Source organism: Microbacterium sp. LKL04, from assembly GCF_900102005.1.
In the GTDB taxonomy this organism is placed as follows: Bacteria; Actinomycetota; Actinomycetes; order Actinomycetales; family Microbacteriaceae; genus Microbacterium.
This window is the reverse complement of the sequence record NZ_LT627736.1, coordinates 615,744-639,675: the sequence shown is the minus strand read 5'-3', so window position 1 is coordinate 639,675 and position 23,932 is coordinate 615,744. Positions and strand designations below refer to the sequence as shown.

Here is a 23,932-nt window from a genome sequence, read left to right as displayed (position 1 = left end):
GCGCCTAGGCTGATCGACATGACCACCCCCGAGTTCGTCCTGACCCTCCGCGAGAAGATCGGCACCGCACCGCTCCACCTGGTCGGAGTCACCGCGATCGTGTTCCGCGACGAGAAGGTCCTCCTCGGCAAGCGCGCCGACAACGGCGAATGGCAGGCGGTCTCGGGGATCGTCGAGCCCGGCGAGGAGCCGGCCGACACGGCCGTCCGCGAATGCCTCGAGGAGGCGGGCGTCGTCGTCCGCGCGACGCGGCTCGCCGCGGTGCAGCAGGTCCCCCGCATCGTCTACGCCAACGGCGATCAGGTCGACTACCTCGATCTCGTCTTTCGCTGCGATTGGGTCTCGGGCGACCCGCATCCCGCCGACGGCGAGTTGACCGAGGTCGGCTGGTACGGCCTCGGCGAGCTGGTCGAGGTCGATCAGACGCACGTACGGAAGATCGCGCTCGCGATCGCCGAGGACGACCCGGCCACGTTCGCCGGCGGGCGCTGACTCTTCGTCGATCTCCCGGACGTCACTGGTCGCGGAGGATCTCCAGAGCACCTGCGAGGTCCGCCGGGTAGTCCGATCGGAACGTCGCCCAGTCCCCCGTGGACGGATGCGCGAACGACAGTTCGTGCGCGTGCAGCCACTGGCGCGTAAGCCCGAGCTTCTGCGCCAGCGTGGGGTCGCCGCCGTACAACGGATCGCCGACGCAGGGATGCCGGTGCGCGGCCATGTGCACGCGGATCTGGTGCGTGCGACCGGTCTCAAGGTGGACCTCGAGGAGCGACGCCCGCGGGAACGCCTCGAGCGTCTCGTAGTGGGTCACCGAATCCTTGCCGTCGGGGATGACCGCGAACTTCCACGAATGGTTCGGATGACGCCCGATCGGAGCATCGATCGTTCCGACCAGGGGGTCGGGATGCCCCTGGACCACGGTGTGGTAGATCTTGTCGACCTCGCGCTCCTTGAACGCACGCTTGAGCGCCGTGTACGAACGCTCGGTCTTCGCCACCACCATGAGGCCGCTCGTGCCGACGTCGAGCCGGTGCACGACCCCCTGTCGCTCGGGCGCACCGGACGTGGCGATCCGGAAGCCGGCGGCGGCAAGGGCGCCGACGACGGTCCGCCCCTCCCACCCGAGCGACGGGTGAGCCGCGACGCCGGCGGGCTTGTCGACCACGACGATCTCGTCGTCGTCATGGACGATGCCGAGATCGGGTACCGCGATCGGCACGATCTCGGGGCCGCGCCTGTCCTCCCAATCGACCTGCAGCCAGGCGCCGGCGACGAGCTTGTCGGACTTGCCGACCGTGCGCGCGTCGAGCTGGACACCACCCGCCTCCGCGACCTCCGCCGCGAAGGTCCGCGAGAATCCGAGGAGCTTCGCGAGCGCCGCGTCGACGCGCGTGCCGTCGAGTCCGTCCGGAACAGGAAGGCTACGGCTGGGCATGAGGATCCGCCGACGTGGACGCGTCGTCGTCCGCATTCGACGAGGCAGCATCGGTCGAGGTCGCGGTGCCCGCGGCATCCTTCTCGCGCGTGCCGTCGAATCGGAGACCGATGAGCACCAGGATCGCGACCGCGATCATCATCGTGACGATGAACATGTCCGCGACGTTGTAGATGGCCGACGGGAACCACAGCCACAGCCAGGGTGTGTGGATGAAGTCCACGACGTGTCCGACCAGGAAGCCGGGCGCGCGCAGCAGACGATCCGTGAGATTCCCGAGGATGCCGCCGAGCAGCAGTCCGAGCACGACCGCCCAGGCGCGGGTGCGCACGCGCGTGATGCCCAGGGCGACGATCGCGATCGCCGCTGCGGCGAGCACAAGGGTGAAGACCCAGGTCACGCCCTCACCGAGCGAGAACGCCGCGCCCGGATTGAACGTCAGGTAGAGCTGGAGGAAGTCCCCGATGACGGGCACGGCCTGCCGCTCGGGCAGGTTCTGGAGAGCGAGGTACTTCGTGAACTGATCAGCGGCCAGCACCAGCACCGCGAGGATCGCGATGGTGGTGCCGGCCGCTGCGGCGCGCAGTGTCGTCCGCGTCGCGGACGTTCGGCTCGACAATGTGCGAGTGGTCAGGACGCGGGGATGGGCGTCGAGCCCGACGTTCCGGCGACGTCGAGGTCGCGGAGCTTGTCCTCGATGAAGCCACGGAGCTGAACGCGGTAGTCGCGCTCGAACTGCCGGAGCTCGCTGATGCGACCCTCGAGCGTGCCACGCTCGCTCTCGAGGCGCGTGATCTCGTCGCGCGCCTTCGAACGTGCGTCGTTGAGGATGGCGTCGGCCTCGGCCTGCGCCTCGGAGATGAGCTTCTCCTTCTGAGCCTTACCCTCGGCGACGTGCTCGTCGTGCAGACGCTGCGCGAGCTCGATGATGCCGGCAGAGGCGGCGGCGGGAGCGGTACCTGCGGCGACGGGAGCCTCGGTCGGCTCGGCCGGGGTCGGGACCTCCTCGACGACCTGGGTCTCGGGCGCTGCTTCGGCCTCGGGAGCGGACTCCTGGGCAGCGGGGGTCTCGCCGGACTCGTAGGCGGCGAGCTTCGCCTTCAGTTCCTCGTTCTCGGCGATGGTCTTACGCCACTCGATGACGATCTCGTCCAGGAAGTCGTCGACCTCGTCGGGGTCGAAGCCCTCCTTGAAGCGGACATGCTGGAACTGCTTGGTGACGACGTCTTCGGGAGTCAAAGGCATGTGTCTTTCCTCTTTCGGGGCTCAGGAGGCGGGCCGGTCAATGAAGACCCGCGAGGCGCGAGCCGTACCCCGACAGCATAGTCCGCGGCTGTCATGGGTGCGACGAGGGCGCGGTCAGTATCGGCTCAGCACCTGCGTGATCGACAGCAGCACAAAGCAGCTGAGCATGGTGATGGGGAAGGCGAGGTCCAGGGCGATGGGACCGATGCGCAGTGGAGGGATGAAACGACGGAAGAACTTGATGGGCGGATCCGTCACCGTGAACACGACTTCTGCCACGACGAGCCAGCCGCCGCGCGGACGCCACTCCCGATTGAACATCGGGATGTACTCCAGGACCAGACGTGCCAGGAGGAACAGCACGTAGATGAGCAGGAGCGCGTTGAGGATCCCGGCGATGAGGCCGATGACCGACACGGCGTCAGTGGGTGAAGGGGGTGGAGTCCGTGTCACCCTGGGCGATCGCGCCCTCGCCCGACACGGCGACGTTCTCGGGCGAGAGCAGGAAGACCTTGCTCGTCACGCGCTCGATACGCCCGTACAGACCCAGCGACAGACCGCTCGCGAAGTCGATGAGGCGGCGCGCGTCGGCGTCGCTCATCTGCGAGAGGTTGATGATGATCGGGATGCCGTCGCGGAAGTTCTCGGCGATCGCCTGCGCGTCGCGGTACTGCTTCGGGTGGACCGTGACGATCTCGCTCACCGTCGCCGGAGCCGGCTGACGAACGACAGCGGGGCGGTGGATGGGCGTCACCGGCGCCGTCTTGTTCTCGACCTGCTTCTCCCGGCTCTCGCGGCGCGGAGTCGGCTCCTCGTAGACCTCTTCCTCATCGGCGAGGCCCAGGTACACCATGGTCTTCTTGAGCGGGTTCGACATCGCATCCTCCGTATTGCTCGTCTGTGACGAGGCTATCCGTGCACGGGCCTCGGGCCCGTGATTGCCGAACCGATCCGCAGGTGTGTCGCACCTGCCGCGATCGCTTCGACGAAGTCGCCGGTCATCCCGGCGGAGATCCAATCGGCATCCGGCACGACCGTCCGGACGCCGGCTGAGTAAGAGGCCAACCGCTCGAAGGCGGGCGCGGGCTCCTCGCCCAGGGGGGCGACGGCCATGACGCCCCGCAGGCGGAGCGACGGACAGGTCGCGGCGACGTGCTCGGCGAGCTCGTCCACACCCGATGGGGCGACTCCCCCACGTCCCGGGTCTTCGGTCAGGTTGACCTGGATGAGGACGTCGAGGACGTCGGCGTCATTCGCCCGCGCGGCGTGCAGCGCGTCGGCGAGGCGAGTCCGGTCGAGCGAGTGCACGGCATCCGCATCGCGGCGCACCGCCCGGGCCTTGTTCGTCTGCGCCTGCCCGATGAAGTGCCATCGGACCGGGTCTCCGGCGTAGGCCTCGCGCTTCGCGCTGAGCTCCTGCTGGCGGTTCTCACCGACGTCGGTCACGCCGAGTCCGGCGAGGTCCTGCACGAGGTCGACGGGGTGGAACTTCGTGACGACGATGCGGGTGATCCCCGACGGATCGCGGCCCGCCGACCGAGCGGCATCCGAGATGCGCGCGTCGATGTCGGCGAGCCGCGAACGCAGATCCACGATCCGGTTACTTCAGGAAATCGGGGATGTCGAGGTCGTCGTCGCCGAATGCCGAGTCGTAGTCGCTCGACGAGGACGGCGCGGACACCGACACCGACTCGCGCGTACCGGTGCTCTCGGCGGCCGCGAGGTCGCGCGCCACCGTGTCGGCCGGAAGCGGCGGCAGGACCGGAGCGGATGCCGGGCGGCTCGCTGTGATCGGCTCGACCTTCACCTGCGGCTCACCGCCGTCGAACCCGGCGGCGATGACCGTGACGCGCACCTCGTCGCCGAGGGTGTCGTCGATGACCGTACCGAAGATGATGTTGGCCTCGGGGTGCGCGGCCTCCTTGACGAGCTGCGCCGCATCGTTGATTTCGAAGATGCCGAGGTTCGACCCGCCCTGGATCGAGAGCAGCACGCCGTGCGCACCCTCGATCGAGGCTTCGAGCAGCGGGGACTCCACCGCGAGCTCGGCGGCCTTGATGGCCCGGTCGGCACCGCGAGCGGAGCCGATGCCCATGAGCGCGGATCCGGCACCCTGCATGACCGACTTGACGTCGGCGAAGTCGAGGTTGATGAGACCGGGGGTCGTGATCAGATCCGTGATGCCCTGGACACCGGCCAGGAGGACCTGGTCGGCCGTGGCGAACGCCTCGATCATCGAGATGCCGCGGTCGCTGATCTCGAGCAGGCGGTCGTTCGGAACGACGATGAGGGTGTCGACCTCTTCCTTCAGCTTCGAGACGCCCGACTCGGCCTGGGTCTGACGGCGGCGTCCTTCGAAGGAGAAGGGCTTGGTCACGACACCGATGGTGAGCGCGCCGATCGACTTCGCGATCCGTGCGACGACGGGAGCGCCACCGGTGCCGGTGCCACCGCCCTCACCGGCGGTCACGAAGACCATGTCGGCCCCCGCGAGAGCCTCTTCGATCTCCTCGGCGTGATCCTCGGCGGCGCGTCGGCCGACCTCGGGATCGGCGCCGGCGCCGAGACCGCGGGTCAGCTCGCGACCCACGTCGAGCTTGATGTCGGCGTCGCTCATGAGCAGCGCCTGGGCGTCCGTGTTGACGGCGATGAACTCGACGCCGCGAAGGCCGAGCTCGATCATGCGGTTGACGGCGTTGACACCGCCACCGCCCACGCCAACGACCTTGATCACAGCAAGGTAGTTCTGGTTCTGGCTCACGCCGGCCTCCGTATCGTCCTGAACCTCGAGTGCAAACCTTCAACCTCAACCAGAGGTTTAAAGAATTGCCGAGTATGCAATTCCTGATTCCGAAGGTATGCGTCGATGAGACGCCCGCCCGCATCGCAGCGGCGTGTCGTCGGATCGGATTTCCGCGTCAGCGGATGACGACGGCGGAGGGCGACGAGACGTCGTACTCCTCGACCTCGGACGGGGGTTTGGCGGTCATCGCGGCCGACAGCACCCGAGCTTTCTCGAGCGGCTCCTCAGGGCTCCCCCACAGCACGTCCGCGCCGTCGATCGTCAGCGTGACGTCATCCGGGGTGGTCGCGGACATGGCGCTGATCTGCGTGCGGAGGTCCGCCGGGAGCGACCGGTAGACGGCGCCGACCGCCCGGAAGGCGCGCGACCCCGCACCCCCCGACGCGTCGATGACGGGATACCCCTCGGGTGCATCCTTCGTCGTCGCGAGGACGACACCTGCGGCATCCACGAGCGAGAAGCCCGCCCTCGTGGAGACGACACCGACAGGGGTCCGCTCGACGATCCGCACCACGAGCTCCTGCGGCGGTCTCGCCTCGATCGAGTAGCTCTCGACGAGGGGGAAAGCGACCAAGGCCGCCTTCACGTCGCTCGAGTCGATCAGCGCGAGCGGCGTGCCCATCTCGCCGGCGAGGGCCTTCTCCACGGCGGCGCCGGCGAGACGGTCGGTCCCCACCACCGTGATCTTCGACACCGCGAACAGCGGGCTGTACGCCGTCGCGATCGCGCCCAGACCGACGAGTACGACGGCGGCGAGTCCACCGAGCCACGCGTACCGGCGGCGGCGCTGACGCACGGTGAAGCGCCGGACCTCGCGACGCAACGCACGTCGGCGGGCGCGTGCCGCCGCCCAGACGTCGCGCATGCTGAGCGGTCGCTCCGGCTCGGCATCCTCTCGGGGCGTCTCCGGCGCGACATCGTCCGGCTGCTCGGTCGGCGTGAACGGGACGACCCGCCCGAGTCGGCCGGGCCGCGCCGGCTCGATGACCTCGGTGACCTGCGCATCGGAGGTCGCCGTCCCGTCCTCAGCTGCGGACGGTGCGGCGGCGGGATCGATCAGCAGCTCCGGTTCGCGAGCGCGATCGGCGCGCGACGGCTCCTCGGGACGGCGCGTCGGCGTCGATGGGAGCGGCGACGGCCGCCGCATCTCAGTTCCGCTCCATCTTCAGGCCCGGCCCACGGTCAGTTCTCCGCCGAACCGAGGGCGTCGAGGACCTGCGGGATGATCCGGTACACGTCGCCGCACCCGAGGGTGATGATGTAGTCGCCCGGGCGGGCGATGGATGCCGTGTACTCGGCAGCCTGCTGCCAGTCGGCCACGAAACGCACCCGGTCCTGATCATCGAACGCCCCGCTGACGAGCGCGCCGGTGACACCCGGCACGGGGTCCTCGCGGGCACCGTACACGTCGAGGACGACGGTCTGATCGGCGCGCGACTCGAGAACGTCGGCGAACTCGCGGTACATCGCCTGGGTGCGCGAGTACGTGTGCGGCTGGTGGAGCGCGATGATGCGCCCCTCGCCGACGACGGTGCGGGCCGCTGCCAGGGCGGCGTCGACCTCCGTCGGGTGATGCGCGTAGTCGTCGTAGACCGATACGCCGGAGCGGATGCCATGCAGTTCGAACCGGCGAACGGTGCCGCCGAACTCCTCGACCGCACGCACGGCGGGCTCGAGCTCGTGACCGAGCGTCAGCAGGACGGCCACCGCGCCGGCGGCGTTGATGGCGTTGTGCGCGCCGGGGACGGCGAGGGCGCCGGATGCCGAGCGTCCCCCGTGGTGGATAGCGAAGGACACCGGCCCCTCCGTGACGATGTCGCTCACGCGGACGTCGGCGTCGGGCGACGTCCCGAAGGACACCACGTTCGCGTGGGTCAGGGCGCCGGCGACCTCGCGGGCACCGGGGTCGTCGGAGGAGATGACGACCGCCTGGGACGCGGCATCCGCGAATCGGACGAACCCGTCATAGAAGGCCTCGCGCGACCCCCAGTGGTCGAGGTGGTCGGGGTCGACGTTCGTGATGAGAGCGACGGAGGTGTCGTAGAGGAGGAACGAGCCGTCGGACTCGTCGGCTTCGATGACGAAGAGATCATCCGATCCGGTGCCGCTCGAGACGCCGAGCGATGCGATGACTCCGCCGTTGACGAACGTCGGGTCAGCCCCGATGGCGCGGAGCGCGGTGACGATCATGCCCGTCGAGGTCGTCTTGCCGTGCGCCCCGGCGACGCTCACCAGGCGGCGGCCTCCGACGAGCCAGTGGAGCGCCTGCGAGCGGTGGATGACGGCGACGCCGCGCTCCTTCGCCCGGAGGTACTCGGGGTTCTCGGGCCAGATCGCCCCGGTGAACACCACCGCATCGACGCCGTCCGGCAGGTTCGACGCATCGTGACCGACGTGCACATCGGCTCCGCGGGCGGCGAGAGCGCGGATCGTGGAACTGTCGGAACGATCGGATCCCGAGACGCGGATGCCGCGGTCGAGGAACATCCCGGCGAGTCCCGACATCCCGGAACCGCCGATCCCGATGAAGTGGGCGGCGGTGATGTCCGTGGGGATGGGGAGCGAGAGATCGGGGCGAATCATGGCCCGTCAAGTCTAGATCGGGCCCACCGGGAGGACGCTGCGGCGCGCTGGGGCGACGGACCCGGCGGCTCAGCGACCGAGTGCGCGATCGATGAGCGCGACGACGTTCTCGCTGCCCGCTCGCGTCCCCACCGTCGACGCCGCGTCACGCATGCGGTCGAGGGCTTCCGGGTCGGCGAGCAGCGGAACGACGCTCGAGCGGATGCGGTCCCCCGTGAGCTCGCCGTCCGGGATGAGCACAGCGGCACCGGCGGCGACCGCGGACGCGGCATTGAGCGCCTGCTCGCCGTTGCCCACCGCATACGGCACATAGACCGCAGGGATGCCCAGAGCGCTGATCTCGCTCACGGTCGCCGCACCGGAGCGCGACACGATCGCGTCGGCGAGGGCGAAAGCGAGGTCCATGCGGTCGATGTACGGAACGACCCGGTAGGCGTCGTCGCCGGGGTCGGCGATGTCGTTGCGCTCTCCCGCCGCATGCAGAACCTGCCATCCCGCGGCGACGACGTCCCGCCACGAATCGGCGAGGGCGCGGTTGATGCGGACGGCCCCGAGCGAGCCGCCGAAGACGAGGAGGACCGGACGTTCGGCGTCGAGGCCGAACTCCTCTGCGGCCTCCGCTCGGAGCGCTGTCCGGTCGAGGTGCACGATCTCGGGACGGAGCGGCATCCCGACGACCTCCGCACCACGCAGCGGAGTGCCCTCGAAAGCGACACCGGATGCCGCGGCCCGCCGCGCGCCGAGGACGTTGGCGAGTCCCGGCTTGGCGTTCGCCTCGTGCACGACCACCGGGACGCCCGCGCGCCGCGCAGCGACATACGCGGGAGCAGAGGCGTAACCGCCGAAGCCCACCACCACATCGACCCCCCGCTCGCGGATGTGCCCTCGGACCTGACGCACCGCGCGCGCGAAACGTGCGGGGAAGCGGAGAGCCGCGGCATCCGGTCGACGCGGGAAGGGCACCTTGTCGACGAACAGCAGCTCGTAGCCGCGCAGAGGCACCAGCCGCGCTTCGAGCCCTTCGCGGGTGCCGAGGACCAGAACGGTGGCGTCGGGTTCGCGAGCGACGAGAGCGTCGGCGACGGCGAGCAGCGGATTGACGTGGCCCGCGGTCCCGCCGCCGGCCAGAAGGTACGTGGTCACCGGATCGAGCCTACCGGCGGGCAGGCGCGGCCCCCGGCGCCGACGTCGGCAGCGTCCGGGCGAACGCGAGCAGTGCCCCGCAGGCAAGAAGCACCGACATCAGCGACGTGCCGCCTTGGGACATGAACGGGAGCGGAACGCCAAGTACCGGGAAGACCCGAAGCACGACGCCGATGTTGATGAGGGCCTGACCGACGATCCAGACGGTCACCGCCCCCGCGGCGATGCGGATGAAGGGGTCGGGAGTCTTCCGGATCACATGGAACGCACCGATGGCGAAGAGTGTGAACATCGCCAGCACCACGACGCACCCGATGAGGCCGAGCTCCTCGCCCACGATCGCGAAGATGTAGTCGTGGGATGCCGCTGGCAACCACGCGTACTTCTCTCGAGAATTGCCGAGCCCGAGCCCGAAGACACCGCCGCTTGCGAGCCCCCAGATGCCGTGGAGCGGCTGATAGCAGTCGCCGTAGTAGTCCGCGAGGCAGTCCGGGTTCATGAAGCTCATGATGCGCCGCATCCGGTCCGGACTCGTGATCGCCAAGAAGGCGACAGCGCCCACTGCCAGCACGAGCGGGATGACGAAGATCCGGAGTCGCACGCCGGAGAAGAACAGGGCCGCGAGGAGGATCAGCACGAGGATCATGGCTGTGCCGAGGTCCTTGCCTGCCACGACTGACCCGATGACGATGATGGCGACCGGGACGACGGGGATGAAGACGTGCCGCCAGTCACCGAGGAGCGTCTGCTTGCGGTAGAGGACGTAGGCGAGCCACAGGGCGAAGGCGAGTTTGAGGAACTCCGAGGGCTGGAGCTGGTTTCCCGCGATCATGATCCAGTTGCGGTTACCGCCGTCCGCGAACCCCAGCGGGGTGAAAACGAGCAGCTGGAGGAAGAGCGCCCCGATCAGCGCGATCCAGGAGATGCGCTTCCAGAACAGCATCGGCAACCGGCTCAGCACGAACATCAGCGGGATGCCGACCACAGCGAACACGCCCTGCTTGATCGCCGTCTCGAACGGACCGCCCGCTCCGGAGGTCGCCATCGTCGCCGACAGCACCATCACGAGGCCGAAAATCGTCAGGATCAGCGCCGTCGAGGCGATGAGGAGGAACTCGCTCGGGACCGGCGCGAAGACCTTCCCAAGACCGACGCGCGCCGTGAAAGCGGACGAGCCGCGGTCAGCCGGATCCGACGGGGCCGGACGGTCGGTCGTGGTTGTCACCGGCGTCCTTTCCGATCCGTGCGTTCACTGCGGCGGCGAAGCGCCGGCCGCGATCCGAGTACGAGGCGAACTGGTCGAAGGATGCCGCTGCCGGAGCGAGGAGGACCACGTCTCCGTCCTGCGCGACGCCCGCCGCCAACGCGACGACCTCGGTCATGACGTCCTCAGTCTGAGCGTGGTCGACCTCGAACACCGGAACCGTCGGGGCGTGTCGCGCGAAAGCCCCCACGATGTCGGCGCGCTCGACGCCGATCACGATCGCCGCCGCGACCGCAGGGCCGCGAGACGCGATCAGATCGTCGATGTCGACACCCTTCAGAAGGCCGCCGACGACCCAGACGGCACCCGGGTAGGCCTGGAGGGAGGATGCCGCCGCGTGCGGGTTCGTCGCCTTGGAGTCGTCGACCCACGTCACGCCGTCGGCGACGGCGACGACCTCGATCCGGTGCGGATCGAGACGGAAGGTGCGCAGGGCGTCTCGGACGGCGGCAGGAGGGACGTCGATCGAACGGGCGAGTGCAGCGGCGGCGAGGATGTTCGCCACGACGTGCGGAGCGGCCAGACCGGACTCGGCGAGGTCCTCGACGGTGGTGAGTTCCAGCGCGTTCGTGCGGCGCTCATCGAGGAAGGCACGGTCGACGAGGATGCCGTCGACGACACCGAGGTCGCTCGGGCCCGGGACGCCGAGATCGAACCCGATGGCGCGGCATCCCTCGACGACTTCGGCGTCCTCGACCATCTCGCGCGTCGCGACGTCGCTCTTGTTGTAGACGCAGGCCACGCGCGTCTGCCGGTAGACGACAGCCTTCGCGTCCCGGTACGCGTCGAAAGAGCCGTGCCACTCGAGGTGGTCCGCAGCGAGGTTGAGGCAGACGCTGGCGTGCGGCGACACCCGACCCGCGGCATCCGAGAGACTCAGGTACCAGAGCTGATGGCTCGAGACCTCGACCACGAGCACGTCGAACCCCGCGGGGTCGCGGACGGCGTCGAGGACCGGCACGCCGATGTTCCCGCACGGGGCGGCGCGGAGGCCTCCCGCCACGAGCATCGTGGCCGTGAGTTGCGTCGTGGTCGTCTTGCCGTTGGTGCCCGTGATGAGCATCCATTCGGCCGGCGTTCCGTCGGGACGGAGGACCTTGTCGCGGACGCGCCACGCGAGCTCGATGTCGCCCCACACGGCGACTCCCGCTTCGCGCGCCCATGCGACGACGGCGTGATGCGGGGGGAAGCCCGGCGACGCGATGACGACGTCGGGGCGGTGGGCGATCAGCTCGTCGGGGACGGCGTCGAGCGCCCCCTCCCAGAGGCTCGCACCTATGACCGGCAGCAGACGCGCGTACTCCTCGCTCGCCGTCTCGGTCACGACCAGGACGTCGGAGCCGAGCTCGGCCAGGGTGTCCGCGACCGAGAATCCCGTCATCGACAGGCCGAGGACCGCGACCCGCAGTCCCGACCAGTCCGCGTGCCAGCTCGTCAGGCGATCGAGGTCAGCGGTCACAGTGCAGCCAGCCAACCGACGTAGAACAGGGCGACCCCGAAGATGGCGAGGATGCCGGCGATGACCCACATCCGGACGACGATCGTGATCTCGGGCCACCCGCGCATCTCGAGGTGGTGGTGGAAGGGGCTCATGAGGAACAGCCGTTTGCCGCCCGTCGCCTTGAAGTAGTAGCGCTGCAGGATGACTGACGCGGGAGCGATGATGAAGACGCCCGCGAGGACGATGGAGAGGATCTCGGTACGGCTCAGAACGGCCATCGCGACGACGACACCGCCGATCGCCATCGAGCCCACGTCGCCCATGAACATCTTTGCCTTGGGGGCGTTCCACCAGAGGAACCCGACGAGGGCGCCGACGAACGAGGCGGCGACGATCGTGAGGCCCATGGGGTCCCGCGTGTCGTAGCAGGCGGCCGTGTACTCGGTCACCAGTGCGGCTGAGTGGCAGCGCTGCTGCAGCTGCCAGAACGTCACGAGGCTGTAGGCGGACACCGTGAAGATGCCGGCTCCCGTGGCGAGGCCGTCCAGCCCGTCCGTCAGGTTCGTGGCGTTCGACCACGCGACCGACATGAACGAGATCCACAGGAGGTAGAGGATCCAGCCGACGACGGCGCCGAGCGCCATGAAGGAGAGCGTCGGGATGTCGCGGAAGAACGAGATGTAGGCGGAACCAGGAGTCTCGCCGTACTGGTTCGGGAAGTTCAGCGCCATGATGGCGAAGGGGACGGCGACGGCGATCTGGCCGACGATCTTGCGCCATCCCGACAGGCCGAGGCTCCGCTGCGACCGCACCTTCATGTAGTCGTCGATGAAGCCGATGATGCCGAGGCCTACCATCATCCAGAGCACGAGCAGACCGGAGATCGTGGGCTCCGTGCCACCGGTGTAGCTGCCGACGAAGAACCCGACGATGGTCCCCAGGACGAAGACGATGCCGCCCATGGTGGGCGTCCCGCGCTTGGTGTGGTGACTCGGGTTGTGCGCATCCTCGGGGGTGCGGATGACCTGGCCCCACCCGATCTTCCGGAACAGGCGGATGAACAGCGGTGTCAGGAACAGGGTGAATGCCAGCGAGATCGTCGCAGCGGCCAACAGGGATCTCACGAGAAGAATTCTCCCAGACGATCGCCGAGGAACCTGAGCCCGGCGGAGTTGGAAGACTTCACCAGCACGCGATCACCGTCGCGGAGCTCGGCCGTCAGGTAGTCGTAGGCCTCGTCAGCGGTCTCGAAGAAGACGGCTTCGCCGTCCCACGAGCCTTCGCTGATGGCGGCCAGGTAGAGGCGTCGCGCCGCCGTCCCGATGACGACGATGCGTTCGTAGCGCAGCCGCACGGCCTGGAGCCCGATCCGGTCGTGCTCCTCCCCGGCCTGCTCGCCGAGCTCCGTCATGGCACCGAGGACGGCGACCTTGCGCTGTCCCGGCTCGGCGATCTGGGCGACGGTCCGCAGCGCGGCGGCCATGGAGTCGGGGCTCGCGTTGTAGGCGTCGTTGATGATCCGCACGCGGTCGCCGCCGAGCGGCTGCATCCGCCAGCGCTCCGCGATCTCCACGGTCCCGATGCGCGCGATCGCGTCGGCCGGATCGACACCGAGCAGCTGAGCGACCGTGATGGCGGCGAGGGCGTTCATGACGTGGTGTTCGCCGAGCACCTTCAGGTGCAGGGGCAGTCGACGGCCGTCGACGTGGACCGTCGCGGTCGTCCCGGATGCCGTGACTTCGACGTCGTCTGCGCGAACGTCGGCCGCGGTCCCGCGTCCGAACCACCGGACGTCGGCTCCGCGTTCCTGCGCCGCAGCTGCCATCGCCGCGACACGGGCGTCGTCCGCGTTGAGGACCGCGGTTCCGCCCGGACGGAGAGCCTGGACCAGTTCGGTCTTCGCCCTCTGCGTCGCCTCGACGCCCCCGAATCCGCCCGCGTGGGCGAGCCCGACCATGAGGACGACGCCGATGTCGGGCGTGATGAGACCTGCGAGCTCCGCGATGCGGCCCGGCCGCGAGGCGCCGAGCTCGCTGACGAGGAAGCGGGTGTCGTCGGTGACGCGGAGCATCGTGACGGGTGCGCCGACCTCGTTGTTGAACGACGCTCGCGGGGCGACCGTCGGCCCCTCCACCTCGAGGATGCGCGCCAGGAGGTTCTTCGTCGTCGTCTTGCCGTTCGATCCCGTGATGCCGACCACGCGGAGGTCTCCGGCGGCACGCACGCGTGCCACCACCTCGCGGGCGAGGGCACCCAGCGCGGCGACGGCGTCGGCGACGACGATCTGCGAGATCGCCGTCTCGACGTGGCGCTCGACGATCGCGAGCGTGGCGCCGGCTTCGGCGGCCACATCGACGAACAGGTGCCCGTCGGTCACGTCGCCGGGCTTGGCGACGAAGACCGAGCCCGGCTCCATCTCCCGGGAATCGGTGTCGACGGTGCCCGCGACAACCGTCTCGGGGGTGTCCGTGCCGTGGAGGTGGAGGGTGCCGCCGATGGCGTGCGTCACCTCGGCGAGCGTCATCCGGATCATGCTGGGGGTCTCCTCGTGCGCTCGGGTTCAGCCGGTGACGGGAAGGAGGGGGGTCTCCGAACCCGACGGCATGATGCGGTAGTGCGTGAGCACCTGCGCCATCGCCTTCTTGAACACCGAACGGTTGGCCGACGACATGCGCTGCTTCTTGGGCTCGTCGAAGACCGTCAGGACAACATACTTCGGATCATCGGCCGGAGCGAAGCCGACCAGTGAGGTGAAGTACAGGTTCTTCTTGTATCCGCCGTGACCGTCGGGGATCTGCGCGGTGCCCGTCTTGCCGCCCATCCGGTACCCGGGGAGTTCGACGTCCTCGGCGAGCGTGCCCTGTGCGAACACGTTCTCGAGCATGAGCGAGACCTCCTTCGCCGTCTCCTCTGTGATGACGCGTTCGGGCTTCGCGAGCTTCGGTGTGACGACCTCGCCGTTCGCCTTCGTGCACGATTCGACGAGGGATGCCGGCATCCGGACACCGCCGTTGGCGAAGGTCTGGTACGCGTTCGCGACCTGGACGGCCGTCACGGTGAAGGCCTGACCGAAGGTCGTCGCGTACTTCGTCTGGTTGTCCCACGTGTCGGCGGGTCGGAGGATCCGTTCGGGCTCTCCCGACCAGCCCAGACCGTCGGTTTCGCCGGCACCGAACTTCTTGAGGTAGTCGTACCGGGTCTGCGGATCCACCATCGCGCCGAACTGCGACATCGCCACGTTCGACGAGGTCACGAGGCCACCGTTGAGGGTGAGGTTCTGCGTCGCGTGGTTCTCGGAGTCGTTCACGACGGCTCCGTTGGAGAACACCATGCGATCGGGGACGGTGACCGTCGTCTCCGGCGTGACGCCCGCCTGTTCGATCGCCGTCGCCGCCGTGACGGGCTTGAAGGTCGAGCCGGGCTCGAACGAGGTCCGCAGGAGGCGTGAGCCCCGGTCCTCGGACTTGCTGGCGCCCGGGTCGTTGGGGTCGACGGAGTCCGTCTCCGCGATCGCTCGGATCTTGCCTGTGGCGGTCTCCATCACGAGGATCCCGCCCCAGTTGGCCTGGTAGCGGTCGGTCTCCTCCGCGATCAGCTGCTGCATGTACCACTGCAGATCGGAGTCGATCGTCAGCTTGAGGGTGCCTCCGTCCACGGCAGGCTCCTCGACCGCCGTACCGGGGATCGTCACGCCGTTCGCGCCGCGCTGGTACTTGATGCTCCCGCTCGTGGGTTCGAGGCACGAGTCCTGCAGCTTCTCGACCCCTTCGAGGGGCTCCCCGTCCGAGCCGACGAAGCCGATGATGTTTCCCGCCACCGCGCCGTCGGGGTACGACCGCGAGGCGACCGGCTCGAACGAGAGGAAAGGGATGCCGAGATCGTCGAGCTCGCGGAACTCCGCCGTCGACACGAGCCGTTTGATCACCTGATATCGGCTCTCGGGGTTCTTCGCGTAGGCGTCGTCGACCATCGTCCGGACCTCTTCGGGACTCTGGTCGGTCACCTCGGCGATCTCAGCGGCGATCTCCGGCCACGTGACCATGACCGTGTCGCCGGCGTCGTCCTTCACGATCGCGCCATTGTCGTCGCGGAGGGACATACCGCCCTCCGCGAGCTTCGGGTCGACGACGACGTTGTACCGCAGCATGCTCGTGGCCAACGGGCTGCCGTTCGCGTCGACGATGGTGCCCCGCGCACCCTCGAGGGTCGTCGTGGTCTGCATGCCCTTGCTGAAGGCGTCTTCGACGTGCTGGCTCGCGTTGACGACCTGGATGTCGATGAGGCGGGCGACGAAGGCGACCAGGACGACCAGGACGACGGCGAGGGCGACGACGGTGCGACGGCGCGGACTGCGGGTTGCTCGAGTCGTCATGTTCTCAGTGTGTGGCGGGGGTCGGCAGTCCGTCGGTGATGGACGGGGGTGTCGGCGTATCGGCCAGCAGCTTCGTGTCGATGGAGACCCCCGTGTCGAGGCTCGCCTCGGGATCGGTGACGAGCGGGACACCCGCCACGAGAGCGTTCGACACCGCCGCCCGCGACAGCGCCTCGATCGACGACGCGTCGGAGGCACCCGTCTTGGGGCCGAGGGTCGTGCCGTCGCTCAGACGGATGTAGCTGGGCTCGCCGCCCGCGACGAGGCCGAGTGCCGCCGCATTGGCTGCGAGGAACTGAGGCGAGCTGAGACCCGCGACCTCGTCCTCGAGGATGTTCTTCTGGTAGTTCGCGTCCCGCTGCTGCGCCGTGAGGTTCTTCACCTCGAAGGCATCCTGCGTCGTGACGATGGACAGCCCCATCTGCACTCCGGCGATCGCGAGGGCACCCGCGACGGCGATGACCCCGAACGCCCGCCGGGGGCGACGCCGGGGCTGGGGCGCGACGCCCCACCCGACGCGACCGACGGGCCGAAGCGCAGGTGCTGCCGAGCCGAGGAGCTCCTCATCGGGCGCGGTGTCGATGGCGGTGGTGGCCAGTGCCGAAGCGCTCATGACGCCTCCCTCACTCTCTCGGCCGCACGCAGCCGCACCGGGGTGGCACGGGGGTTACGGATCTTCTCTTCGTCGGACGCCAGCTCTGCACCCTTGGTGAGGAGCTGGAAACGGGGGGCATGCTCGGGCGGTTCGATCGGAAGCCCGGCGGGAGCGGTCGACCTGGTCGCTTCGGCGAGAACGCGCTTCACGAGTCGGTCTTCCAGCGACTGGTACGACATGACGACGATCCGGCCCGAGACGGGCAGGATGCCGAGCGCCGCGGGCAGGGCGCGCTCGAGGACCGTCAGCTCGCCGTTGACCTCGATGCGCAGAGCCTGGAAGACGCGCTTGGCGGGGTGCCCGCTGCGCTCGCGCTGAACGGCGATCGGCGTCGCGGCGACCAAGATGTCGACGAGCTGCGCGGACCGCTCGATGGGGGCGTCCTGACGGGCGGCGATGATCGCCCGCGCGTAACGACCGGCGAGCTTCTCCTCGCCGTAGCGTTCGAAGATGCGACGCAGATCGCCCTCTCCGTACGTCGCGACGATGTCGGCGGCCGTCGTCCCCGCGGACTGATCCATCCGCATGTCGAGGGGCGCGTCCTTCGAGTAGGCGAAGCCGCGGTCCGCTTCGTCGAGCTGCAGCGACGAGACACCGAGATCGAAGAGGATGCCGTCGGCCCGGCGGACGCCCACGCTCGAGACGGCGTCGGCGATGCCGTCGTAGACGGTGTGCACGAGGTCCACGCGGTCGCCGAAGCGGGCGAGCCGCTCCCCCGCGATGCGCAGCGCATCCGTGTCGCGGTCGAGGCCGATCAGACGCACCTGGGGGAAGCGTTCGAGAAGCGCCTCGGAGTGTCCGCCCATCCCGAGCGTCGCGTCGACGACGACCGCGCCGTCGTGCTGCAGCGCAGGCGCCAACAGCTCGATGCAACGGTCGAGCAGGACGGGGGTGTGGATCTCGTCGTGGGCCATGATTCCTTCGGTTCCGTGAGGCCCTCGACCCCGATCCCCATCCGCTCCGACCTGGCGCCGGGGAAGTGCGTCAGGGCGTGCGGCTGGGAGTCGCAGTCGAGGATCAGAAGAGTCCCGGGATCACCTCCTGCTCCATGTCCGAGTACGTGTCCTCATTGCTGTCGGCGTAGGCGTTCCACGCGTCCGCGTTCCAAATCTCGGCGTGTGCGCCGACACCCGTGACGATGAGCTCGCGCTCCAGCCCGGCGTAGGTGCGGAGGTGAGGCGGAATGGTGATGCGGTTCTGGGAGTCGGGCTTCTCGGCGCTGGCGCCCGAGAGGAACATGCGCTGGAAGTCGCGCGCCTGCTTGTTGGTCAGCGGTGCCTCGCGGATGCGCTCGTAGACCCGCTCGAACTCCGCCGAGCTGAACACGTAGAGGCAGCGTTCCTGGCCACGGGTGATGACGACACCGGGACCGAGATCGTCGCGGAACTTGGCGGGAAGGATGACCCGTCCTTTGTCGTCCAGCTTGGGGGTGTGGGTGCCCAACAACATCGCTCGGTCACCCCCTTCGTCCGGCCTGCTCCAGGATGACGCCACTTTACTCCACTTTCCTCCACTCCGCGACAGTTTCGGGGCACGCCGCATCCCTGCCGCACCACCGGACGACGGCAGGGCGGGTGGAGGCCCGCGCGGACACAAAAAAAAGCACCGACCCGAGGGTCGGTGCTTCAGAAGTGGAGCGCGGTGGAGGGCGCCGGATCAGCGATCGTCGTTGCGGCGATCCCAGCGGTCGTTCATGCGATCCATGAAAGAGGCGGATGCCGCTGCCTTCGCGGCGCGCGGCTTACGCGTACCGGTCGCGTTCCGTGCGGCTGCCGCACCCTTGGCCGGTGTGAAGGCGAGGACGACGCCGACGACCATGACGACGAAGGCGACCACGCCGATCACGATCAGCGATGTGGCCACGCCGACGACGAGGCCGGCGATACCCAAGAGCACGATGACGGACCCGTAGACGATGTTGCGGTAGCTGAGCGGCGCCGCTCCACGGTCCGCGCTGACAACATCGGCGTCGTTGCGCATGAGATGGCGTTCCATCTCGTCCAGCAGACGCTGCTCCTGTTCTGACAGTGGCATGCATCCCCCTCGGGTCGGTCCGTCAAGTGTACGCGTCCGCGCGATCACTAGGCTAGGCCTGTGTCCTCCTCTCTCGACCCGATCGTCGCCGTTTCTCAGCGAGTCGAGAGGTTCCTCGAGGCGCAGCGCGAAGCCGCATCCGAATTCGGCGACGAAGCGCGCGCCTTCGTGGAATCCGGCGCGTCCGCGGCGACCGGCGGCAAGGCGTTCCGAGCCCGCTTCTGCCTCGCCGGCTTCCGAGCGGTGGCGACGGCAGGCGGCCGGACATCGATCGCACCGGACGCGGTGATCACCGCCTCCGCAGCCCTGGAGATCTTCCACGCCGCGGCACTCGTGCACGACGACGTCATCGACCGATCCGACACCCGGCGGGGGCGCCCTGCGTCCCATCGCGCATGGGAAGCAGAGCACCGCGCGACCGCCTGGGCGGGTGACGCTGAAGAGTTCGGTCGATCTGCGGCGATCCTCCTGGGCGACCTCCTCGTGGCGTGGAGCGACGACCTGCTCGAAGAGGGGCTGGCAGACGTCGAGAACCCACGGGCCCACCGTGCGCGCACGGAGTTCGCACGGATGCGCCGCGAGGTGACGATCGGGCAGTTCCTCGACGTCGCGGAGGAATCCGCTTATGTCGTGGCACCCGTCGACACCCACCCCGACCGCGCTCTGCGCGTCGCGTCGTTGAAGTCCGCCCGGTACAGCGTCCAGCACCCGCTCCAGCTCGGCGCCACCCTCGCCGACGCGGACGACGAGCAGTACCGTGCGCTGGCGGCGTTCGGTCACCCCATCGGACTCGCCTTCCAGCTGCGCGACGACGTCCTCGGGGTGTTCGGAGACAGCGCGGTCACCGGCAAACCCGTGGGCGACGATCTCCGTGAAGGCAAGCGCACCCTCCTCATCGCGTACGCGCGCGCGTCCCTCCCCGCCGGCGCCCTCCGCATCTTCGACGAACTCGTCGGCGAGCGGGATCTCACCCCTGAGCAGGTGGCGCACCTGCAGCAGACGATCGTCGACACCGGAGCGCTCGCACGCGTGGAAGAACTGATCACAGATTGGGCGGCCGAGGCGGACAGAGCGCTTCGCGGCGCTCGGCTCGGTCACGGCGCAGTCGGTGATCTGCGCGACCTCGCTCGGGCGGCGACGGTCCGCGCCGCCTGACGAGCAGGCATCCGCTTGGTCAGGCGAGCGTCTGCGCGACCCGACGGACCTCGCTCTTGCGTCCCTGACGCAGGGCGTCGATCGGCGCGAAGCCGATCGAGTCCTCGGGCGCGAGGAGCCAGTCGATGGTCTCGTCATCGGAGAACCCGGCATCGTGCAACACGATGATGGTCCCCCGGAGGGACGAGATCGGCGCCCCGTCCACCAGGAAGACGGAGGGAACCCGCGGCGCGCCGAAGCGGCGGGAGGCGACGAGCTGATGCTCGTCGAGCATCCGCCGCACGCGCCCGAGCGGCTCCCCGGTCAGCTCGACCAGTTCGGGAAGACTCAGCCAATCAGTGGACACGGGCGTCGCAGAACTCACTCCCCCACTATCGCATCCGCTCCGCCGGATCGTCGCACGCTCATCTCGTCACACCCGTCACACACACCACACTGATTGACAGCAGTCACATCGGCGTGTCACGGTTTCGGAGGGGGATCGACGATCTGGGACTGAACGAAGGAACACCTGTGCACCGGAACGACGTCATGCCCGCCTCTCTGTTCCACCGAGGCGCTCCCGCTGTGATCGGGTCGATCGCTCTCTCGCTGTCCCTTCTCCCCGTCGACGCGGCCACGGCGGACGATCACGACCGCTCGGCGCCCCGACCGCTGTCGGCGAAGGCACACGCGACGCCCGTCCCAGCCGCGAGCCCCGCCACGACCGTCGGGACACCCGCCGCGCGCGCTGCTGTGCGGACACATGTCGTCGCCCGCGGGGAGACCATCAGCGCGATCGCGGCGGCGAACGGTGTCCGCACGGCCGACGTCCTGGCATGGAACGACCTCGGATGGCGTTCGCTCATCCACCCCGGCGACGTCCTCCGCCTCGGACCGAAGACGGAGAAGACGGATGCCGAGCCCTCCCGGCCCGCCCGGGGTACGGCATCCGCCTATGAAGTCCGTCCCGGCGACACGCTCTGGTCCATCGCACAGCGCCACGGGATGAGCGTCGCCTCTCTGGTCCGCGCCAACGAGCTCGGCGCGTCGTCGATCATCCACCCGGGCCAGAAACTCACGGTCACGGAACTCGCCGCGCATCGCGCCGCGGCACCGGCGCCGTCCCCCCGAGCCGCGGCGGGGCCGGTGCACGAGGTATCCGCCGGCGAGACGCTCTGGGCGATCGCCGCGGACAGCGGCACCTCCCTCGCACGACTCCTCGACGCGAACGGGCTCGACGAGGCATCCATCATCTACCCCGGGCAGAAGCTCCGCATCCCCGCCGCTGCGGCGCCTCGGGCCGCCTCCACGCAATCGCGTCCTGGGCAGACCGACCTGGATGCCGAGCAGATCGCGAACGTCCGGACCATCATCGAGGTCGGACGGGACCGGGGCGTCTCGCGGGACGGAATCGCCATCGCGCTTGCGACGGCGATGGTCGAATCCTGGATCCGCAACCTGGACGGCGGCGACCGGGACTCGGTCGGCCTCTTCCAGCAGCGCCCGAGTGCCGGCTGGGGAAACGAGAAGCAGATCCGCGACCCCCGTCGGTCGGCGGCCGCGTTCTTCGGCGGCTCATCCGATCCGAACGGCGACCGCACGCGCGGCCTCCTCGACATCGACGGGTGGGAGGAGATGGCCTTCGGGGACGCAGCCCAGGCCGTGCAGATCTCGGCGTACCCGGAACGCTACGGGCCCTGGAAGGACGAGGCCTACCGCTGGCTCGACCTGTACGGGTGATCACGTCTCCCCGCGGCGGAAGGTGCGCCGTTACCCGGGCTCGCAGGGTCTGCTCCGTAGACTTCTGACGTGACCGCCACCCCGCAGACCGACCCGCTGATCGGCCACCTGGTCGACGGCCGGTACCGCGTTCGCGGCCGCATCGCCCGAGGCGGGATGGCCACGGTCTACGTCGCCACCGATCTGCGTCTCGAACGCCGCGTGGCGCTGAAGGTCATGCACGGTCATCTCTCGGACGACACCGTCTTCCAGAACCGGTTCATCCAGGAGGCCAGGTCCGCTGCACGCCTGGCGGATCCGCACGTCGTCAACGTCTTCGACCAGGGTCAGGACGGCGAGATGGCGTATCTCGTCATGGAGTACCTGCCCGGCATCACGCTCCGCGAACTGCTGCGCGAACAGAAGCGGCTCACGCTCCCCCAGACGATCACCATCATGGACGCGATCCTGTCGGGTCTTTCCGCCGCGCACCGCGCGGGTATCGTTCACCGGGACGTGAAGCCGGAGAACGTCCTCCTCGCCGAAGACGGCCGGATCAAGATCGGCGATTTCGGTCTGGCACGCGCCACGAGCGCGAACACCGCCACCGGCCAGATGCTCCTCGGCACCATCGCCTACCTCGCTCCCGAGCTCGTCACGCGCGGCACGGCCGACGCGCGCAGCGACATCTACGCGCTCGGCATCATGCTCTACGAGATGCTCACGGGCGAACAGCCCTACAAGGGCGAGCAGCCGATGCAGATCGCCTATCAGCATGCGACGCACTCCGTCCCGCGACCGAGCGTCAAGAACCCCGCGGTGCCCGAACAGCTCGACGAGCTGGTCCTCTGGGCCACGGAACGCTCACCCGAGGACCGCCCCACCGATGCGCGCGAGATGCTCGAGCGCCTGCGCGATATCGAGAAGCAGCTCGGGGTCTTCCCTCAGGTCGTGCGGTCGACGCCGGCCGGCTCGACCGTGGTCGTCGACGATTCGCTCGATTCGGACGAGGTCACCCGTGTCATGCCGGGGACGTTCACCGCCCCCAGTGTCACCACCGAGGTCGACAACGCCACCCGACTGCGCCGCCGTTCCCACCGCAACACGGTCAAGGGGAGCTGGCTCCTCGCCGTCGTCCTCCTCCTCGCCGCTGCCGCCGGCGGCCTCGGATGGTGGTTCGGGTCAGGGCCGGGATCACTCGTCTCCGTACCCACTGTCGAAGGGATGAGCTTCGAGGACGCTCGGGACCTCCTCGCCGACAACGCGCTCGTCGCGGAGCGCAGCGAGGTGCACAGCCTCACCGTGCCCGCCGGGCAGGCGGTCGACACCGACCCCGACCCCGGGACCTTCCTCGACCGCGACGCCACCGTGACTGTGAGGATCTCCTCAGGGCCGGCGACCGCGGAGCTGCCGGCGCTGCAGGACAAGACGCGCACCGACGTCGAGTCACTGCTGCAGGAGAAGAACATCGACGTCGCGGCAGTCAAGGAGTACTTCACGTCTTTCGCCTCGGGACGGGTCGTGCGCGTCTACGTCACGCAGACCGGCGCGGCGGACGCCGTCGAATGCACGGAGGGCTGTTCCGTCCTCGAGGGATCCCGAGCTGAGCTCCGTGTCTCTCTCGGGCCGCTCCCCGACGTCGTCGGGAAGAGCGCCGACGAGGCGTCCGCGGCCCTCACGGACGTTGAGATGAAGGTCGACGAGAAGCGCGAATACAGCAGCTCAGTGGCCGACGACCTCGTCATCCGCGTGGAGGATCGCCCCGGCGGCGGATCGTGGCAGCAGGGCGAAACCATCACGATCGTCGTCTCGGACGGGCCGAAGCCCGTGGAGGTTCCGAACGTCGTCGGCGAGACGGTGCGCACGGCCGTCGAGCGGCTGCAGTCCGCCGGGTTCGAGGTCAATCCGAACATCGACGACGCCGAGATCCCGCTCGGTGGCCGCTACTGGGATGTCTACCGCGTCCGCTCCATGACTCCCGAGGGCGGGACCCTGCAGCGTCCGGGCGCGACGATCAGCCTGACGCCGCAGTTCCAGCCGTTCGGCTGAGACCCGGCATCCGTCTCCGAGGACGACGAGGGCCCGACGGTCATCACCGCCG

General features: G+C 69.0%; 24 protein-coding genes. 4 read left to right on the top strand and 20 right to left on the bottom strand.

Going from position 1 to position 23,932, the window contains the following annotated elements; translation table 11 throughout:
• Positions 1-18: 18 nt before the first annotated feature.
• Positions 19-492, top strand: coding sequence for an NUDIX hydrolase (locus BLP38_RS03170; protein ID WP_091352774.1), 474 nt, complete (start codon positions 19-21; stop codon positions 490-492).
• A 22-nt stretch (positions 493-514) separates the two neighbouring features.
• Here BLP38_RS03170 and BLP38_RS03165 read toward each other — a convergent pair whose 3' ends face one another.
• The 19 genes from BLP38_RS03165 to BLP38_RS03075 all read right to left on the bottom strand — a co-directional run bounded on the left by BLP38_RS03165 (position 515) and on the right by BLP38_RS03075 (position 18,975).
• Positions 515-1,435: an RluA family pseudouridine synthase gene (locus BLP38_RS03165; RefSeq protein WP_091352770.1), complete on the bottom strand. Its 921-nt coding sequence runs from the start codon at positions 1,433-1,435 to the stop codon at positions 515-517.
• Entirely contained in the window at positions 1,422-2,054 is a 633-nt protein-coding gene (lspA, locus tag BLP38_RS03160) for a signal peptidase II (protein WP_091352767.1), read from the bottom strand. Before lspA ends, BLP38_RS03165 begins: the two co-directional genes overlap by 14 nt.
• 11 nt (positions 2,055-2,065) lie before the next feature.
• The gene (locus tag BLP38_RS03155) at positions 2,066-2,680 is read right to left on the bottom strand and encodes a DivIVA domain-containing protein (RefSeq protein WP_091352762.1); all 615 of its coding nucleotides are present in this window, start codon (positions 2,678-2,680) and stop codon (positions 2,066-2,068) included.
• A gap of 114 nt (positions 2,681-2,794) precedes the next feature.
• Positions 2,795-3,097 carry a YggT family protein gene (locus BLP38_RS03150; protein WP_091352759.1) on the bottom strand — a complete coding sequence of 101 codons (303 nt, stop codon included), beginning with the start codon at positions 3,095-3,097 and terminating at the stop codon, positions 2,795-2,797.
• A gap of 4 nt (positions 3,098-3,101) precedes the next feature.
• On the bottom strand, positions 3,102-3,557 hold the full coding sequence (locus BLP38_RS03145; RefSeq protein ID WP_091352756.1) for a cell division protein SepF: 456 nt from the start codon (positions 3,555-3,557) through the stop codon (positions 3,102-3,104).
• Between the two features lie 32 nt (positions 3,558-3,589).
• Positions 3,590-4,273 (bottom strand): YggS family pyridoxal phosphate-dependent enzyme, encoded by a 684-nt coding sequence (locus BLP38_RS03140; RefSeq protein WP_091352753.1) that lies wholly within the window; start codon positions 4,271-4,273, stop codon positions 3,590-3,592.
• 7 nt (positions 4,274-4,280) lie between these two features.
• Positions 4,281-5,441 carry a cell division protein FtsZ gene (gene ftsZ, locus BLP38_RS03135; RefSeq protein WP_091352750.1) on the bottom strand — a complete coding sequence of 387 codons (1,161 nt, stop codon included), beginning with the start codon at positions 5,439-5,441 and terminating at the stop codon, positions 4,281-4,283.
• Positions 5,442-5,598: 157 nt separating this feature from the next.
• Entirely contained in the window at positions 5,599-6,630 is a 1,032-nt protein-coding gene (locus tag BLP38_RS03130; RefSeq protein ID WP_091352746.1) for a cell division protein FtsQ/DivIB, read from the bottom strand.
• Positions 6,631-6,665: 35 nt separating this feature from the next.
• Complete coding sequence (murC, locus tag BLP38_RS03125) at positions 6,666-8,066, bottom strand: UDP-N-acetylmuramate--L-alanine ligase (protein ID WP_091352742.1); 1,401 nt, start codon at positions 8,064-8,066, stop codon at positions 6,666-6,668.
• A gap of 69 nt (positions 8,067-8,135) precedes the next feature.
• Positions 8,136-9,209, bottom strand: coding sequence for a UDP-N-acetylglucosamine--N-acetylmuramyl-(pentapeptide) pyrophosphoryl-undecaprenol N-acetylglucosamine transferase (locus BLP38_RS03120; RefSeq protein WP_091352738.1), 1,074 nt, complete (start codon positions 9,207-9,209; stop codon positions 8,136-8,138).
• Between the two features lie 10 nt (positions 9,210-9,219).
• Positions 9,220-10,434, bottom strand: coding sequence for a putative lipid II flippase FtsW (ftsW, locus tag BLP38_RS03115; RefSeq protein ID WP_091352737.1), 1,215 nt, complete (start codon positions 10,432-10,434; stop codon positions 9,220-9,222).
• Entirely contained in the window at positions 10,391-11,932 is a 1,542-nt protein-coding gene (gene murD / locus BLP38_RS03110; protein ID WP_091352735.1) for a UDP-N-acetylmuramoyl-L-alanine--D-glutamate ligase, read from the bottom strand. The genes ftsW and murD overlap by 44 nt, the downstream gene beginning before the upstream one ends.
• Positions 11,929-13,038 (bottom strand): phospho-N-acetylmuramoyl-pentapeptide-transferase, encoded by a 1,110-nt coding sequence (mraY, locus tag BLP38_RS03105; RefSeq protein WP_091352732.1) that lies wholly within the window; start codon positions 13,036-13,038, stop codon positions 11,929-11,931. Before mraY ends, murD begins: the two co-directional genes overlap by 4 nt.
• A complete protein-coding gene (locus BLP38_RS03100) occupies positions 13,035-14,447 on the bottom strand; it encodes a UDP-N-acetylmuramoyl-tripeptide--D-alanyl-D-alanine ligase (protein WP_091352730.1) in 1,413 nt (470 codons plus the stop codon). Before BLP38_RS03100 ends, mraY begins: the two co-directional genes overlap by 4 nt.
• Before the next feature lie 27 nt (positions 14,448-14,474).
• A complete protein-coding gene (locus BLP38_RS03095; RefSeq protein WP_091352727.1) occupies positions 14,475-16,286 on the bottom strand; it encodes a peptidoglycan D,D-transpeptidase FtsI family protein in 1,812 nt (603 codons plus the stop codon).
• A gap of 4 nt (positions 16,287-16,290) precedes the next feature.
• Positions 16,291-16,899, bottom strand: coding sequence for a hypothetical protein (locus tag BLP38_RS03090; RefSeq protein WP_091352724.1), 609 nt, complete (start codon positions 16,897-16,899; stop codon positions 16,291-16,293).
• Positions 16,896-17,855: a 16S rRNA (cytosine(1402)-N(4))-methyltransferase RsmH gene (gene rsmH, locus BLP38_RS03085; RefSeq protein ID WP_091352721.1), complete on the bottom strand. Its 960-nt coding sequence runs from the start codon at positions 17,853-17,855 to the stop codon at positions 16,896-16,898. The genes BLP38_RS03090 and rsmH overlap by 4 nt, the downstream gene beginning before the upstream one ends.
• Before the next feature lie 103 nt (positions 17,856-17,958).
• Positions 17,959-18,390, bottom strand: coding sequence for a division/cell wall cluster transcriptional repressor MraZ (gene mraZ / locus BLP38_RS03080; RefSeq protein ID WP_091352717.1), 432 nt, complete (start codon positions 18,388-18,390; stop codon positions 17,959-17,961).
• A 207-nt stretch (positions 18,391-18,597) separates the two neighbouring features.
• Positions 18,598-18,975, bottom strand: a complete 378-nt coding sequence (locus BLP38_RS03075; protein WP_091352712.1) for a DUF3040 domain-containing protein — start codon at positions 18,973-18,975, stop codon at positions 18,598-18,600.
• A gap of 60 nt (positions 18,976-19,035) precedes the next feature.
• Between BLP38_RS03075 and BLP38_RS03070 the strand changes: the two genes are divergently transcribed.
• Positions 19,036-20,130 carry a polyprenyl synthetase family protein gene (locus BLP38_RS03070; RefSeq protein ID WP_091352709.1) on the top strand — a complete coding sequence of 365 codons (1,095 nt, stop codon included), beginning with the start codon at positions 19,036-19,038 and terminating at the stop codon, positions 20,128-20,130.
• 19 nt (positions 20,131-20,149) lie between these two features.
• Here BLP38_RS03070 and BLP38_RS03065 read toward each other — a convergent pair whose 3' ends face one another.
• The gene (locus BLP38_RS03065; protein WP_091352706.1) at positions 20,150-20,476 is read right to left on the bottom strand and encodes an Rv2175c family DNA-binding protein; all 327 of its coding nucleotides are present in this window, start codon (positions 20,474-20,476) and stop codon (positions 20,150-20,152) included.
• A 221-nt stretch (positions 20,477-20,697) separates the two neighbouring features.
• Between BLP38_RS03065 and BLP38_RS03060 the strand changes: the two genes are divergently transcribed.
• Positions 20,698-21,852 carry a LysM peptidoglycan-binding domain-containing protein gene (locus BLP38_RS03060; RefSeq protein WP_091359477.1) on the top strand — a complete coding sequence of 385 codons (1,155 nt, stop codon included), beginning with the start codon at positions 20,698-20,700 and terminating at the stop codon, positions 21,850-21,852.
• A gap of 69 nt (positions 21,853-21,921) precedes the next feature.
• A complete protein-coding gene (gene pknB / locus BLP38_RS03055) occupies positions 21,922-23,880 on the top strand; it encodes a Stk1 family PASTA domain-containing Ser/Thr kinase (protein ID WP_091352703.1) in 1,959 nt (652 codons plus the stop codon).
• Positions 23,881-23,932: the final 52 nt, after the last annotated feature.

What these genes read in the sequence shown, in the direction of transcription:
- BLP38_RS03145 (WP_091352756.1), bottom strand. Translation starts at nt 3,557, where the DNA reads ATGTCGAACCCGCTCAAGAAGACCATGGTGTACCTGGGCCTCGCCGAT.
- BLP38_RS03155 (WP_091352762.1), bottom strand. Translation starts at nt 2,680, where the DNA reads ATGCCTTTGACTCCCGAAGACGTCGTCACCAAGCAGTTCCAGCATGTC.
- BLP38_RS03075 (WP_091352712.1), bottom strand. Translation starts at nt 18,975, where the DNA reads ATGCCACTGTCAGAACAGGAGCAGCGTCTGCTGGACGAGATGGAACGC.
- murC (WP_091352742.1), bottom strand. Translation starts at nt 8,066, where the DNA reads ATGATTCGCCCCGATCTCTCGCTCCCCATCCCCACGGACATCACCGCC.
- BLP38_RS03130 (WP_091352746.1), bottom strand. Translation starts at nt 6,630, where the DNA reads ATGCGGCGGCCGTCGCCGCTCCCATCGACGCCGACGCGCCGTCCCGAG.
- BLP38_RS03095 (WP_091352727.1), bottom strand. Translation starts at nt 16,286, where the DNA reads ATGACGACTCGAGCAACCCGCAGTCCGCGCCGTCGCACCGTCGTCGCC.
- mraZ (WP_091352717.1), bottom strand. Translation starts at nt 18,390, where the DNA reads ATGTTGTTGGGCACCCACACCCCCAAGCTGGACGACAAAGGACGGGTC.
- BLP38_RS03100 (WP_091352730.1), bottom strand. Translation starts at nt 14,447, where the DNA reads ATGATCCGGATGACGCTCGCCGAGGTGACGCACGCCATCGGCGGCACC.
- BLP38_RS03170 (WP_091352774.1), top strand. Translation starts at nt 19, where the DNA reads ATGACCACCCCCGAGTTCGTCCTGACCCTCCGCGAGAAGATCGGCACC.
- BLP38_RS03165 (WP_091352770.1), bottom strand. Translation starts at nt 1,435, where the DNA reads ATGCCCAGCCGTAGCCTTCCTGTTCCGGACGGACTCGACGGCACGCGC.
- BLP38_RS03090 (WP_091352724.1), bottom strand. Translation starts at nt 16,899, where the DNA reads ATGAGCGCTTCGGCACTGGCCACCACCGCCATCGACACCGCGCCCGAT.
- rsmH (WP_091352721.1), bottom strand. Translation starts at nt 17,855, where the DNA reads ATGGCCCACGACGAGATCCACACCCCCGTCCTGCTCGACCGTTGCATC.